12 protein-coding genes and 1 pseudogene are annotated in these 13,083 nt (G+C 59.5%); 8 read left to right on the top strand and 5 right to left on the bottom strand.

Going from position 1 to position 13,083, the window contains the following annotated elements; translation table 11 throughout:
- Positions 1-88: 88 nt before the first annotated feature.
- Positions 89-1,108, top strand: a complete 1,020-nt coding sequence (locus KGA85_RS22800; RefSeq protein WP_223455624.1) for a Glu/Leu/Phe/Val dehydrogenase family protein — start codon at positions 89-91, stop codon at positions 1,106-1,108.
- A gap of 186 nt (positions 1,109-1,294) precedes the next feature.
- Here KGA85_RS22800 and KGA85_RS22795 read toward each other — a convergent pair.
- Positions 1,295-1,534: pseudogene (locus KGA85_RS22795) on the bottom strand (YebG family protein); the annotation flags it as partial.
- A gap of 276 nt (positions 1,535-1,810) precedes the next feature.
- Here KGA85_RS22795 and KGA85_RS22790 point away from each other — a divergent pair.
- Entirely contained in the window at positions 1,811-2,311 is a 501-nt protein-coding gene (locus KGA85_RS22790) for a phosphate-starvation-inducible protein PsiE (protein ID WP_008000650.1), read from the top strand.
- Here KGA85_RS22790 and KGA85_RS22785 read toward each other — a convergent pair.
- Together KGA85_RS22785 and KGA85_RS22780 are read right to left on the bottom strand one after the other, a co-directional pair.
- Positions 2,308-2,625, bottom strand: a complete 318-nt coding sequence (locus KGA85_RS22785; protein ID WP_223455625.1) for a DUF3509 domain-containing protein — start codon at positions 2,623-2,625, stop codon at positions 2,308-2,310. The genes KGA85_RS22790 and KGA85_RS22785 overlap by 4 nt on opposite strands.
- 309 nt (positions 2,626-2,934) lie before the next feature.
- Positions 2,935-4,311: an L-serine ammonia-lyase gene (locus tag KGA85_RS22780; protein ID WP_223455626.1), complete on the bottom strand. Its 1,377-nt coding sequence runs from the start codon at positions 4,309-4,311 to the stop codon at positions 2,935-2,937.
- 135 nt (positions 4,312-4,446) lie between these two features.
- On the opposite strand from KGA85_RS22780, the gene KGA85_RS22775 reads away from it, so the two are divergent.
- The 5 genes from KGA85_RS22775 (at position 4,447) to KGA85_RS22755 (ending at position 10,472) form a co-directional block, all read left to right on the top strand.
- Entirely contained in the window at positions 4,447-5,394 is a 948-nt protein-coding gene (locus tag KGA85_RS22775) for a LysR substrate-binding domain-containing protein (RefSeq protein ID WP_008046773.1), read from the top strand.
- A gap of 213 nt (positions 5,395-5,607) precedes the next feature.
- Entirely contained in the window at positions 5,608-6,015 is a 408-nt protein-coding gene (locus KGA85_RS22770; protein WP_007970346.1) for an HPF/RaiA family ribosome-associated protein, read from the top strand.
- Between the two features lie 252 nt (positions 6,016-6,267).
- Positions 6,268-6,840 (top strand): RNA polymerase sigma factor, encoded by a 573-nt coding sequence (locus tag KGA85_RS22765; protein ID WP_223455627.1) that lies wholly within the window; start codon positions 6,268-6,270, stop codon positions 6,838-6,840.
- Positions 6,837-7,826 (top strand): FecR family protein, encoded by a 990-nt coding sequence (locus KGA85_RS22760; protein ID WP_223455628.1) that lies wholly within the window; start codon positions 6,837-6,839, stop codon positions 7,824-7,826. The genes KGA85_RS22765 and KGA85_RS22760 overlap by 4 nt, the downstream gene beginning before the upstream one ends.
- Positions 7,827-8,042: 216 nt before the next feature.
- Entirely contained in the window at positions 8,043-10,472 is a 2,430-nt protein-coding gene (locus KGA85_RS22755; RefSeq protein ID WP_223459140.1) for a TonB-dependent siderophore receptor, read from the top strand.
- A 55-nt stretch (positions 10,473-10,527) separates the two neighbouring features.
- Here the strand turns inward: KGA85_RS22755 and KGA85_RS22750 are convergent, their stop codons facing one another.
- Positions 10,528-11,403 (bottom strand): helix-turn-helix domain-containing protein, encoded by an 876-nt coding sequence (locus KGA85_RS22750; protein WP_223459138.1) that lies wholly within the window; start codon positions 11,401-11,403, stop codon positions 10,528-10,530.
- A 151-nt stretch (positions 11,404-11,554) separates the two neighbouring features.
- On the opposite strand from KGA85_RS22750, the gene KGA85_RS22745 reads away from it, so the two are divergent.
- The gene (locus KGA85_RS22745) at positions 11,555-12,457 is read left to right on the top strand and encodes a DMT family transporter (RefSeq protein WP_223459136.1); all 903 of its coding nucleotides are present in this window, start codon (positions 11,555-11,557) and stop codon (positions 12,455-12,457) included.
- Between the two features lie 26 nt (positions 12,458-12,483).
- On the opposite strand, the gene KGA85_RS22740 is transcribed toward KGA85_RS22745, so the two are convergent.
- Positions 12,484-12,993, bottom strand: coding sequence for a DUF2165 domain-containing protein (locus KGA85_RS22740; RefSeq protein ID WP_223459134.1), 510 nt, complete (start codon positions 12,991-12,993; stop codon positions 12,484-12,486).
- Positions 12,994-13,083: the final 90 nt, after the last annotated feature.

Below are 13,083 nucleotides of genomic sequence, written 5' to 3'. Positions count from 1 at the left end.
CGGGGCCGTTCTTATTCCGGTGCGCTTCTGCAATTTTTGGGCGCAAGCCTATACTGGCGTCTACAAGAAGTGATTCGGGAGCCTTACGATGTTCGCTCTCATGCAAAGCACTCGCCTTGAATCGCTGCATCTGAGCGTTGACTCGGTCACCGGGTTGAAGGCGGTCATTGCCATTCATAACAGCCGGCTGGGGCCTGCTCTGGGTGGTTGTCGTTACCTTGCCTACCCCAGCGACGAATCAGCGGTCGAAGACGCTGTGCGCCTGGCCCAAGGCATGAGCTACAAAGCCGCGTTGGCCGGCCTGGCCCAAGGCGGCGGCGTGGCGGTGATCGTGCGTCCGGCCCATGTGGAAAACCGCGCGGCACTGTTCGAAGCGTTCGGACGCTGCATCGAACAACTCGAAGGCCGTTACATCACCGCCATCGACAGCGGCACTTCCGTGGCGGACATGGATTGCATCGCCCAGCAAACCCAACACGTCACCAGCACCACCTCGGCGGGCGACCCTGCGCCACACGCGGCGATGGGGGTATTCACCGGCATCCGCAGCACCGCCATGGCCCGGCTCGGCAGCGATAACCTCGAAGGTCTGCGCGTGGCTATCCAGGGCCTGGGCAATGTCGGGTATGCATTGGCCGAACAGTTGCACGCCGCTGGTGCCGAACTGCTGGTCAGCGACATCGATCACGGCAAGGTGCAACTGGCCATGGAGCAACTCGGCGCGCACCCGATTGCCAACGATGCGCTGCTCAGCACACCTTGCGACATCCTCGCGCCTTGCGGGCTGGGCGGTGTGCTCAACAGCCATACCGTGTCGCAATTGCGCTGCTCGGCGGTGGCCGGTTCGGCGAACAATCAGCTGACGCATCTGGATATCGCCGACCAACTCGAACGCCGCGGCATCCTGTACGCACCAGATTATGTGATCAACGCCGGTGGGCTGATTTACGTGTCGCTCAAGCACCGCGGCGAAGAACTGTCGACCATCACCGCACACCTGTCGAAAATCAGCTCGCGCCTGACCGAAGTGTTCGCCCACGCCCAAGCGGAAAAACGTTCCCCCGCACGGGTGGCCGATGAGTTGGCAGAGAAAGTGTTGTACCGGTGAATCAGATGAGTTTTCCACAGGCATGAAAAAGGCCCTGAGCCATTTGACTCAGGGCCTATTCAATTTGGGCTTTGCTTACTTGGCGGCTTTGGGGGCCTTGGCAGGCTTGGCCGGGGTGATCGGCTCCACGGCCTCAACGACCTCGACCGCTGCAACAGGTTGTGCGACTTCAACCGGTGCGCTGAGCAGTTCGGACAGGGCGTCCGGCTGGCTCTTGAACGCCTTGGCGAACACATCGCGATTCTTCGCCATGTAGATCCCGGCTTCTTCCACTTGCTGCTCGGTCAGGGACGGAACGGCTTTTTGCAACACTTCAGCCAGCAGTTCGGCCAGTTCGAGCATTTTGTCATGACGGTCAGCTTCGGCTTTATCCATGAACAAGCGCTCCAGATCTCGGCTGCTGCGGTATACCACTTCGACGGCCATTCACCACCTCACATGCCTTCACATTGGTTGTCGATTTCGACTACTGTATCTATATACAGCTAAAGGATAAGCGAATCCCTGTCTTTTGGATAGTGGCTTTTCAATGTAGACCGGTTTCGGCATTTGTCAGGTGAGGCGCTGCACGGGTGCGACCAAACGCCACGGCGCGCGATCCAGAGCAGCTCGCCATCATGGGCTGGCCTTTTTTCTGCATGCAGAAAAACCGTCACGTCCAACCCGCATCATCCGGTCGAAGCGACCTAAGGAAGCAGCATCGTGAAAATCAACTGGGCCGAAAAACTGCGGCAGAACGTGCATGAACTGGCCGAGTCCCTGGGCAACCTGTTCGTCGAAACCTTTCACTACCTGGCACTGTTCGCCATTGGTGCGGTGACTGCGTGGGCGGCGGTGATGGAGTTTCTCGGGATGATCGAAGAGGGGCACATCAAGATCGATGACATCTTGCTGCTGTTCATCTACCTGGAACTGGGGGCGATGGTCGGGATTTACTTCAAGACCAACCACATGCCCGTGCGCTTCCTGATCTACGTGGCGATCACCGCGCTGACGCGGCTGCTGATTTCAAACGTTTCGCACCACAACCCGCCGGACCTGGGGATCATCTACCTGTGCGGCGGGATTCTGCTGCTGGCGTTTGCGATTCTGGTGGTGCGTTACGCTTCGTCGCAATTTCCTTCGGTGAAGATCGAGAACCCGCACCGCAAGACAGGTGCGGGCTCCAGTGAACATCCGGAAGTAGAAAAGGGCGAGCTTTAAAGCCCCATGGCGGGTCGGGGCCGGCCATTGGCTGATGGTGGCGGCAGGCTGCGCGTGTCGCCATCGGTCATGGATTCGAGGATGGCCACGGCACTGTGGCCCTGCTCGATGGCAATGCCGAACTGAATGCTCTGCACCAGTCGTTTCAGGCGCTCGGGGTCATTGCGTTGTTCGGCACTGATCATGCGCTTGGCCACTACGCGGCCACTGTTGGACAGGGTCAGCATGATGCTGCCGTCCAGGCCCTGAATGCTCAGGTTGATCTGGTAATCCGCTGCAAAGGCATCGGTAATGAGCTGGAAAGGGTTGTCCATGATGCGTCACCGCCTGATTGAACGTGCAGTTGTTGACCGGCCGTGATCGGGTTGGTTCGCAACGCCTGACCACCGGCCATCTCGCCATCATTGTTCCAACCAGGATGTAGCAAGGGGCGTGCCGACAAAATTGTCGGACAAAAAACACGTTCTGTAGGAGCGAGCCTGCTCGCGATGGTCGTGAACGATAACGCGTCAAACCAGATGGTTCGCGGCGCCTGAGGGTTTTTCGCGAGCAAGCTCGCTCCTTCAGGGGCCGCGTTTTCTGCACGTTTCAGGGCAATAAACCTCGACGTGCCTCCAAAGCGATCAACATTCCACCCAGTTCACCGCCAGTCCGCCCCGCGACGTCTCTTTGTACTTGTCGTGCATGTCGGCCCCGGTGTCGCGCATGGTGCGGATCACCCGGTCCAGGGAAATGAAGTGTTTGCCGTCGCCGCGCAGGGCCATTTGCGTGGCGTTGATGGCCTTCACTGCGGCGATCGCGTTGCGCTCGATACACGGCACTTGCACCAGTCCGCCCACCGGGTCGCAGGTGAGGCCGAGGTTGTGTTCCAGGCCGATTTCGGCGGCGTTTTCCAGCTGCTCCGGGGTGGCGCCAAGCACCTCTGCCAGGCCTGCGGCGGCCATGGCGCAGGCGGAGCCGACTTCACCCTGGCAGCCGACTTCGGCCCCGGAGATCGAAGCGTTTTTCTTGCACAGGATGCCGACGGCCGCTGCGCCCAGGAAGAACGCGACTACGTCGTCGTCAGACGCATCAGCATTGAATTTCATGTAGTAGTGCAGCACCGCGGGAATGATCCCCGCCGCGCCGTTGGTCGGTGCCGTGACCATGCGCCCGCCGGCGGCGTTTTCTTCGTTCACGGCAAGGGCGTACAGGTTGACCCATTCCATCGCTGACAAGGTGGACGTAATGACGTTCGGCTTGCCGATTTCCTGCAGGCTGCGATGCAGTTTCGCCGCTCGACGTGGAACATTCAGACCGCCGGGCAAGATGCCTTCGTGGCGCAAGCCCTGCTCGACGCATTCGCGCATCACCGACCAGATATGCAACAGACCCTGGCGGATCTCTGCGTCACTGCGCCATGCCCGTTCGTTGGCCATCATCAGTTCGCTCACCCGCAGCCCGTGCTCATTGCACAGCTTGAGCAGTTCGGCGGCGCTGGAGAAATCGTAAGGCAGCACCACATCGCCGGCCGGTGCGACCCCGGATTCGGCTTCGGCCGCTTCGATGATGAAACCGCCGCCCACCGAGTAATAGGTTTGCTCGAACAGTTCGCCGGTTTCACCGAAGGATGTCAGGGACATGGCGTTGGGGTGGTAGGGCAGGCTCTCGTTGAGCAGCAGGAGATCGTGTTGCCAGTCGAAGGCAATTTCCGCAACGCCTGCCAGGCACAATTTGCCGGTTTCGCGCAGGGTGTGAATGCGCCTGTCGATGGTGGTGGGATCGATGCGGTCGGGCCATTCGCCCATCAGGCCCATGACGCAGGCGCGGTCCGTTGCATGGCCGACGCCGGTCGCTGAAAGAGAACCATAGAGGCGGATTTCCACGCGTCGCACCTCCGCCAGAAAACCGTGATCGACCAGCGCTTGGGCAAAGGTTGCGGCAGCGCGCATCGGACCGACGGTATGGGAACTGGAAGGACCGATGCCGACTTTGAATAGATCAAAAACACTGATAGCCATGCTAAAGCCTGTACATGCAATGGAAGGGAAGTCGCTGCCATTTCTGTAGGACAAGCGCAATTTGGGCGATACTGCCTGTCACGATCCTGCGTGACCAACGAAAATTCCTAAGACATCCTTTAGCAGGACTAAACGATGAGCCGTCAATTACACGCCCAGACGTATGTCTGGCTGAACGTGTTTGCCTGTGCCGCGCGGCACCTGTCGTTCACCCGGTGCGCCGAAGAACTGCACATCACACCAGGGGCGGTCAGCCAGCAGATTCGCCAGCTGGAAGAGCGCCTGGGCTTTCGCCTGTTTCACCGCCGCGCCCGCGGGGTGGAGCTGAGCGCTGAGGGCCAGCGCCTGGCCATTACCGTCAACGAGGCCTTTGGCAGCATCGACGCGGAATTGCGGCGACTGGATGCGGGCATGATCAGCGGAATTCTGCGGGTGCGTTCGATTCCGTCGTTCCTGAGCAAATGGCTGACGCCGCGCCTGCCGCGTTTGCAGCAGCGTTTTCCGGACATTCAGTTGCGCCTGGTGGCCGAGGACAGCAGCGTGCCGTTGCATGAAGGCGATTTCGACCTGGCGATCGACCTGAACGACGGCAGTTATCCGGGCCTGTTATCCACAGCCTTGCTGGATGAACAGATTTTTCCGGTGTGCGCGCCGAGCCTGTTGCGTGGTCGTCCGCCGCTGCACGGTCCGGCAGACCTGATGCACTTTCCCTTGCTGCACGACATCACCGCCTGGCGCGGCAGCTACGAGTACGCGGAATGGGAGTTTTACCTCAATGCCATCGGCTTCGAGGGGGCGGATGTGCGACGCGGCCATACCTTCAATCGCAATCACCTGACCATCGAAGCGGCCATCGCCGGGATGGGCGTGGCGATTGCGCGACGAACGTTGCTCAATGATGAGTTGGAGCGTGGTGCCTTGATCGTGCCGTTTGGCTTGGCGGTACCCAATCACAAGCGCTACATGCTGCTTTACGCACCGGGGGCATTGAGCCATCCGGGTGTGCGCGCGGTGCACGATTGGTTGGTGGAGGAGGCGGGTGCATTTCGCAGCCTGCACCCGTTGGGGGAGCGGCAAATGTGAGCAATTATTACGTAAGAGCAGGGCGACCCAACTCCCGACCTTAACAGCGCTTTTGCTCGTTGTCCGGCTTTTTTTGCGATTGAAAATTTATCTTTTTTAGGGGTTGAATTGTTCAGCGTACAGACCGATTGTGTAAGTAAGAGGTCACGGTGATGACGCCCAAGGGCTTAGCTGACCGGCCTCTCGCGAGCTAGCTGAAATAAGGGATGAACTATGCAAATCCAAGTCAATAGCGATAACCATATTCAAGGCAGTAAACGACTGGAGGAGTGGGTACGTACAACCATTGAGAGCACGCTCGAACGCTACGAAGAGGACCTGACACGAGTCGAGGTTCACCTGCGGGACGAGAACGGCGACAAGCCGGGTCCCCACGACATGCGCTGCCAACTGGAGGCGCGGCCAAAAGGCCATCAACCGGTTTCCGTCACCCATAAAGCCTCCACCATGGAGCAGGCGATCGACGGAGCGGCTACTAAACTTGAACATGCGCTGGAGCATATGTTCGGCAAATTACGCGGCAAACGAGCCAATGTGGTGCCCATCGAGAGTGGCGCCCATGCCGACCAGCTGCTGGAAGAAGAGTTTCTGGAAAACGAACAGGCGGCGCTTAACGGCTGACACCTGATTCACTTTTTACCTTCCCATTAGAACGGGCCTGCATTGCAGGCCCGTTTTCGTTTCGGTGGCTTTTGGATTTCATGGTCATTGGCTGGCTGTGGGGACAGCCAGGTTTGCGGTGCAACCAACGGGCTTGATAGCGGGCTGCACCCGAACTTTTTGCATATGAGAATATTTATCATTAATATTGTGGCCTTGCCGGCCCCCTGACGCTGTCGTGGCCTCACCGGTTTTCAGGTCGAAACATGAACGATGATCACTCTGCCCCCCGACCCCCACGATAACGAGCGCGATCAACAGCGCGACGACCGTGCGCATTTTCTCCAGGTGTTTCTCTCCCAGCGTTCGCAAATGGAAGCACTGGTGAGTCGGCGTGTCGGTTGCCGGGCGACAGCGGCTGACCTGGTACAGGATTTGTTCCTGCGTTTCTGGCGGCGGCCGCTGGTGCAAGTCGAGGAACTCAGCACCTACCTGTTGCGCTGCGCCGGCAACATCGCCATCGACCATTTGCGCAGTGAAGGCACGCGGGTCCGGGTCAGTGAAGGCTTGATGGTGGAACCACCGGACAGCCATGGCCGCGGACCGCAAGGGGCGCTGGAGGCGGGCAACGATTTGCGTCATGTCGAAGCGGCGTTGCGCGCCTTGCCGGAGCGTACGCGGCAGATCTTTTTGCTCAATCGCATCCATGGCCGTAAATACGCCGAGATCGCCAAGGCCATGGGCTTGTCCCAAAGTGCCGTGGAAAAACATATGATGCGCGCCCTCGAAGCCTGCAAGGCCAGCCTTCGGGAACCCGAACCGCGTACGCCAGGGAAAGCACCGTGAACCACCTCGAGCGCGTCACTCCGACGCCCGCGCAGGAGCAGGCCGCGCTGGCCTGGCTGAGCCTGTTGCATGACCAGCCCAGCAGCGGTGACCAGGCGACGTTTAGCCAATGGTTGCAAGCCGACCTCGCCCATGCCGAGGCCTATGCCCAGGCGCAGGTAATGTGGGAGTTGAGCGAAGGGCCGGCGCGCACGCTCGCCGATGAAGACGCTTTTGCCTTGCAGGGGTATCTCCACGCCATGGACAAGCCGCGGCGCAACACGGTCGGGCGTTGGTCCGTTGCGCTGGCGATGGCCGCGTGCCTGCTGTTGATGATCAGCCTCGGCACAGGCTGGCAGCCGATGCGCTGGATGGATGACCTGGGGGCGGATTACGTCTCGGCGCCGGGGGAAATCCGCACCGTCACCCTGGCCGATCAGTCGCAGGTGACACTGGATGCCGACAGTGCCATCGCCGTGGATTTCAGTCGCGGTGAGCGGCACGTGCAACTGCGTCGTGGCGCCGGTTTTTTCAGCGTGACACATACGGAGGAACCCTTTGTGGTGGACGCCGAGAAAGGCCAGGCGCGGGTCCTGGGTACGCAGTTCGAAGTTCGATTGCAGCCCCACGGTGCACAGGTGACGGTGTTGTCCGGTCGGGTCGGCGTGACGGCGCAGCAGAACGTCGAGCAGCAAATCCTCACCGCCGGCCAGCAAGTGGCCTATGGCGAAGGCACAGCGGAAAAACTTCACGCGGTGGACAGCGAAGAGCAGTTGGCCTGGCGCCAGGGCTGGCTCAATTACTACAAGGCGACATTGGCCGATGTGGTAAACGACCTCGGTCGTTATTACCCAGGTCGGATAGTGATACTCAATGACGAACTGGCGACGCGGCGGGTCAGTGGCAGCTTTCCGAGCAGGAGCCCGCAGGCAGTGTTGAGTTCGTTGCAGGGGGTGTTGGGGTTTGAGCAGCATCAGGTGTTGGGACGTCTGATTATTCTGCGTTGAGGCGACTGACCTCTTCGCGAGCAGGCTCGCTCCCACAGGGAAATGCATTCCAAATGTGGGAGCGAGCCTGCTCGCGAAGTCGGTGGGTCAAACGCCACTTTTCTTTCAATAAAAATATTTTCAAATTTTTGCTGAGGTAAACCCGATTGCCATCCGTGTAGTGACTGAAACTGCGAGTCATTCGCATCCGTTGCGGTTCTACACAGGTCATGAGTCATGAAGTCCAGGGCAAAATCGGGTTCGGTCAAACAATGGTTGGGTGTGTCTGCGTTGAGCTTTTCGGCAATGGCGTTGTTGCCGCTGAGCGTGGCGCTGGCCGCAGAGGCGGGCAGCAGTCAGTCGCGTGGGCCATTCAATTTCGCGCTGGCCGCCAAACCGCTGCCCCAGGCCCTGAGTGATTTCAGCCGGGTGACCGGCATCAGTGTCGTCTACACCGATGAAGCGCCGTACGGCCTCAATGCGCCGGCCATCAATGGCCAGATGAGCGCCGAACAGGCCCTGCAACGACTGCTCACTGGTTCGGGCTTGACGTTCCGTCGCACCGACGGCCACACCATTGCACTGGAGCCACGGCCGACTGAAGGTGCGTTGAACCTGGGCGCGACCACTATCACCTCGGTGATGGATGACTCCATGAGCTACCAACCGCCACCCACCACTTCAGTGATGCGCTCCTCGGCCCGGGTTCAGGATATCCCCCAGACCATCAACGTCGTCCCGGCCCAGGTCATCCGCGACCAGGCGCCGCGCAATCTCGATGACGCCCTGGCCAATGTCAGCGGCATCACCCAGGCCAACACCCTGGGCAGCACCCAGGATTCGGTGATGGTCCGCGGCTTTGGCGACAACCGTAACGGCTCGATCATGCGCGACGGCATGCCGATCGTGCAGGGCCGTGGCCTTGACGCCAGCGTCGACCGGGTCGAAGTACTCAAGGGCCCGGCCTCGTTGCTCTACGGCATCCAGGATCCGGGCGGCGTGGTCAATATGGTCAGCAAGAAGCCTGAACTTGAGCAGTACAACGCCTTGACCGCGCGCGGTTCGAGTTATGGCGACGGCAAGAACGGCAGCGGCGGCGGTCTCGACAGCACCGGAGCCCTCGGCGATTCCGGGTTGGCCTACCGCATGGTGCTGGACTACGAAGATGAAGATTACTGGCGCAACTTCGGTGTGCATCGCGAGAGCCTGATCGCGCCATCCCTGGCCTGGTACGGCGAAAGTACCAAGCTGCTGTTCTCCTATGAGCACCGCGAATTTCTCACACCGTTCGACCGCGGCACACTGATCGATCCACGCACCAACCATCCGCTGGACATCTCGCGCAACGAGCGTCTCGACGAGCCGTTCAACAACATGGAAGGGCGTTCGGACCTCTATCACTTCGAGGCCGATCACGAACTCAACGACAAATGGAAAGCCCATTTCGGCTACAGCTGGAACCGCGAAACCTACGATGCCAGCCAGGTGCGCGTGACCGCCATCGACACCAAAAAGGGCACCCTGACCCGCAGCATGGACGGCACCCGGAATGCGATCAGTACCGACCGTTTCACCACCGCCAGCCTCGAAGGCAACGTGAACGTGCTCGGCATGCAGCATGACCTGCTGTTCGGCATCGACGACGAATACCGCAAGATCTTCCGCGAAGACCTGATTCGCCAGAAAAGCCTGACCACATTCAGTTACGTCAATCCGGTCTATGGTCGGGAAGTGGCGGGCACCACCGTCAGTGCGGCCGACAGCGCGCAGACCGATGAACTGCGCAGCGATTCAGTCTTCCTGCAGGACTCCATCCACCTCACCGATAAGTGGATTCTGGTGGCCGGTGCGCGTTTCCAGGCGTACGACCAGCACGCCGGCAAAGGCGTACCGTTCCACGCGAACACCGACAGCAACGGGCAGAAATGGGTACCGCGCGCGGGCCTTGTGTACAAGTACACCGATGCCTTGTCGTTCTACGGCAGCTACACCGAGTCGTTCAAACCCAACTCGACCATCGCACCCTTGAGCGGCAGCAGTACCGTGCTTGACGGCGGCATCGCGCCGGAAGAAGCAAAGTCCTGGGAGCTGGGTGCCAAGCTCGATCTGCCGGGCCGCGTCACCGGTAACATCGCACTGTTCGACATCAAGAAACGCAATGTGCTGGTGTCCAACGCCGAAGGCCCGACCACGATTTACAGTGCCGCCGGCGAAGTGCGTTCCCGTGGCCTGGAAGTGGACTTGAGCGGTCAACTCAGCGATCACTGGAGCATGATCGGCAGCTATGCCTACACCGATGCCGAAGTCACCGAAGACCCGGATTACCAAGGCAATCAACTGCAGAACGTGGCGAAGAACAGCGGCTCGCTGTCGGCCGTCTATGACTTCGGCAGCGTCATTGGCGGTGATCAACTGCGGGTCGGCGCCGTGGCGCGTTATGTGGGGGAGCGCGCGGGCAACGCGGTGAACGATTTCGATCTGCCGAGCTACACCGTGGCCGATGCGTTCGCCACCTACGACACCAGGGTCGAAGGGCAGAAGGTCAAGTTTCAGCTCAACGTGAAGAACCTGTTCGACCGCACTTACTACACCTCGGCGGCGAGTCGGTTCTTTGTTTCCATGGGGGATTCGCGGCAGATTTCGCTGTCCAGCACGCTGGAGTTCTGACGACAGACCGCGTCATCGTTCTTCGTCGGCAATTGAGGCGCAGAAAATCCAGGGCTTAGCGCAAAAACGCCTGCCGATACTCACCGGGCGTCCCGCCAAGTGACTGGCGAAAGCGGTTGGTGAAATGGCTGGCACTGGAAAAACCGCAAGCCAGTGCAATCTCCCCCAGTGGTTGTGAGGTCGTGCGCAGCAACTCTCGCGCCCGGTCAAGGCGCCGCGCCAGCACGTACTGGTGGGGTGGCAAGCCGAAGCTCTCGCGGAACATCCGCGCGAAGTGGTATTCGGACAACGCGCACAACGCCGCCAACTGACCGAGGCTGATGGCCTCGTCCAGATGACTGTCGATGAACTCCACCAGATGCCGACGCTGATGCGCGGCCAACCCACCTTTAAGGCGCAAGCCCTGACGCACGTTGACCTGGCTGAGCAGGGCATGGCTGAGCAATTCGTGAGCCAGGCTGCTGGTGAGCAGGCGCTCGCCCGGTTCGTCCCAGTTCAAGGTGATCAACTGCCGAAAGCGCAGCGCCTGCTGCGGATCATCAAGAAAGGTCTGCTCGCGCAGCTGCATTTCCCGTGGCTCGCGATCGAGCAGGGTGACGCAGCCAAGGGCAAATTGTTCGGGGCTGAAATACAGGTGTGCCAGGCGAATATCGCCGTTGATCACCCAGCCTGACTGGTGATCGGCCGGGAGGATGCACAGTTTGTCCGGACCACCCTTGTTATCGGGCTGGTCGCGGCGAAAGGTGCCGGTGCCGCCGGCGAGGTAACAGGACAACGTGTGGTGGCTGGGCGCTTCGTATTCCTGGGCGTCGTGGTGATTGCTCCACAAGGCTGCAGACAAGCCGTCACCGAGCTCGGCACTGTGCTCGAGGCGAGCATTGGGCGAGCGGTTGAGGGCTTGAAAGACTTGTAGGGTATCCAGTGCAGCCATGATCGTTGCTCTCTAACACCTGCATCCAACGCCTTGCATCCTACTCCGTAGACGTGCGCATGCCAGCCTGCCGCCAGACAAAAGCGCAAGTTTATGCAAGTGTGCCCAGGCATGGTGCCGGACACTGGGCTCCTATCGAGGAGCCTTAGCCATGAACCTTTCGTTGTACCTGCTGACCGTGCTGATCTGGGGCACCACCTGGATTGCCCTGAAATGGCAGCTCGGTGTGGTGGCCATTCCCGTGTCGATCGTCTATCGCTTCGGCCTCGCCGCGCTGGTGCTGTTCGTGATCCTGCTGCTCAGCCGGCGGCTGCAAGTGATGAACCGCCGCGGGCACCTGATCTGCCTGGCTCAGGGCTTGTGCCTGTTCTGCGTCAACTTCATGTGCTTCCTCACGGCGAGCCAATGGATCCCCAGCGGACTAGTGGCCGTGGTGTTTTCCACGGCCACCCTGTGGAATGCCCTCAACGCGCGGGTGTTCTTCGGTCAGAAAATCGCCCGCAATGTGCTGATGGGCGGTGCGCTGGGCCTGCTTGGTCTGGGCCTGCTGTTCTGGCCGGAGCTGGCCGGGCATACCGCGAGTCCGGAAACCTTGCTCGGTCTCGGTCTGGCCCTGTGCGGCACCTTGTGTTTCTCGGCGGGCAACATGCTTTCGAGCCTGCAACAGAAGGCCGGTCTCAAGCCGCTGACCACCAATGCCTGGGGCATGGCTTACGGGGCGGCGATGCTCTCGGTGTGGTGCCTGGTCAAAGGCATTCCCTTCGACATGGAAATGAGCGCGCGTTACATCGGGTCACTGTTGTACCTGGTGATTCCGGGATCGGTGATAGGTTTCACCGCCTACCTGACGCTGGTCGGCCGCATGGGGCCAGAGCGGGCTGCGTATTGCACGGTGCTGTTCCCGGTGGTGGCGCTCAACGTATCAGCGTTCGCCGAGGGTTATCAGTGGACGATGCCGGCGCTGTTGGGGTTGGTGTTGGTGATGTCGGGGAACGTTCTGGTGTTTCGAAAACCCAAAGCTCCATTAGAGCTGGGCAGCGGAAAACTGGCCTGACAGGGTGACGTCGAGTGCCGATACTCTCAGCGCTCGACTTTCATTGCGATGAAAATCAATAGCGGAAAGAGGAAGCCGACAATATGCCGGGCCCAGTCCTTGTAGTTCCATGTTTCCGACCTGTCCATGTTGAACCATTCGGTACCTATCACTTGAAAGCCGAAGTAATAGAGGAAAAGTGCGATCAGTAATCCGATTAATGCAGGTTTTTTGGCATCGTGAAAAATCTTCGGGCTAGCGCTGATGCTTTTAAAAAGGTGATAGGTGCCGAGCAGGCAGAAGAGGGTGTAGACCACTTCAAGTGTAATGATCACCCAGTAGATACGGTGTTGCAATAGGGTTGAAGTAATGGCCCTGTCACGGTATTTGTGACCATCACTGGTGGTGTCCATGCTCAGGATATGGGCGAGGTATTCAAAGTTTGTCGTGTAGTCGGTGAAGTTACTGTATAGCACAAGCAATCCAAAGAAACTGAAGGATAACATCAGTATGGCTTTGCTGAACCGAATGATTTGGCTTGTTGTTAGTGGGTTCAAGTTGTTGATCTCCGTTATTGCTCCCGTTGTGTTCGGGTAAGTAGGGAGAGTCTATCGCGTGGTTTTATTATTTGTTTATTGACTGAATTT

The organism is Pseudomonas sp. GL-B-12 (assembly GCF_019955895.1).
Taxonomy (GTDB): domain Bacteria; phylum Pseudomonadota; class Gammaproteobacteria; order Pseudomonadales; family Pseudomonadaceae; genus Aquipseudomonas.
This window is presented reverse-complemented; position numbering and strand designations above follow the sequence as displayed.

Bases quoted from the DNA above. Each gene is read 5' to 3' on its own strand.
- KGA85_RS22770 (WP_007970346.1), top strand. From the start codon at position 5,608: ATGCAAATCCAAGTCAATAGCGATAACCATATTCAAGGCAGTAAACGA.
- KGA85_RS22780 (WP_223455626.1), bottom strand. From the start codon at position 4,311: ATGGCTATCAGTGTTTTTGATCTATTCAAAGTCGGCATCGGTCCTTCC.
- KGA85_RS22765 (WP_223455627.1), top strand. From the start codon at position 6,268: ATGATCACTCTGCCCCCCGACCCCCACGATAACGAGCGCGATCAACAG.
- KGA85_RS22785 (WP_223455625.1), bottom strand. From the start codon at position 2,625: ATGGACAACCCTTTCCAGCTCATTACCGATGCCTTTGCAGCGGATTAC.
- KGA85_RS22775 (WP_008046773.1), top strand. From the start codon at position 4,447: ATGAGCCGTCAATTACACGCCCAGACGTATGTCTGGCTGAACGTGTTT.
- KGA85_RS22745 (WP_223459136.1), top strand. From the start codon at position 11,555: ATGAACCTTTCGTTGTACCTGCTGACCGTGCTGATCTGGGGCACCACC.
- KGA85_RS22750 (WP_223459138.1), bottom strand. From the start codon at position 11,403: ATGGCTGCACTGGATACCCTACAAGTCTTTCAAGCCCTCAACCGCTCG.
- KGA85_RS22800 (WP_223455624.1), top strand. From the start codon at position 89: ATGTTCGCTCTCATGCAAAGCACTCGCCTTGAATCGCTGCATCTGAGC.
- KGA85_RS22755 (WP_223459140.1), top strand. From the start codon at position 8,043: ATGAAGTCCAGGGCAAAATCGGGTTCGGTCAAACAATGGTTGGGTGTG.